Annotated in this window: 1 protein-coding gene; it reads left to right on the top strand. The window is 58.4% G+C overall.

From position 1 onward, the window contains the following. Positions 1-199 precede the first annotated feature (199 nt). A complete protein-coding gene (locus ACOCD2_RS25870) occupies positions 200-490 on the top strand; it encodes a hypothetical protein (RefSeq protein ID WP_419588315.1) in 291 nt (96 codons plus the stop codon). Positions 491-526: the final 36 nt, after the last annotated feature.

The following is a 526-nucleotide window of genomic DNA, read 5'->3' as shown; positions in this document are numbered from 1 at the left end:
AGGGCGGGGCGAAGCGAACCCTTGACCGGCGCGAGGGGTATCCCCTTAGCAAGCCAAGCGGAGCGCGGAGCGTCACGGACGCGGAGGCATCAGGGATGCGAAGGGCTTGTCCCTGACCGATCAAGCGTGTCTTCGACCTCGTGATAGATTTTGGGACATCCCAGTCCCCAAAATCGACTCGGCCTTTGACAACCTATTGGTGCCCCAGCCGTCCTGGTCACCAAGCACTACGCAACAACTTCGCAAGCTCGTTGCTGCTCCGTACTTGTCTCCCAATGACTGGACGCCGCGTTTGGATGCCTACTTTGCTTCCCCTCTGGCGCTATGCGCACGACGGGTAAGCAGTGCGGCCTCGCGGCTACTGGGGTCTACCAGCCTTCGCTTCGCTCTCCATGGCTGGCAGCGAGGGAAGGAATGTAGCGAAAGCGGAACCCGCAGGCGAAGCGAACAGCCCAGCCCGCAACGCGGGGGATGCGCACAACGCATATAAACGGTAAAATTAACATTTAAAAAATAATTTCGATAT

Origin of the sequence: Thiolapillus sp. (genome assembly GCF_048562965.1) — a bacterium.
Taxonomy (GTDB): Bacteria; Pseudomonadota; Gammaproteobacteria; order Chromatiales; family Chromatiaceae; genus Thiolapillus; species Thiolapillus brandeum_A.
Note: the sequence above shows the minus strand (reverse complement) of the source record. Positions and strands in the feature narration are given on the sequence as shown.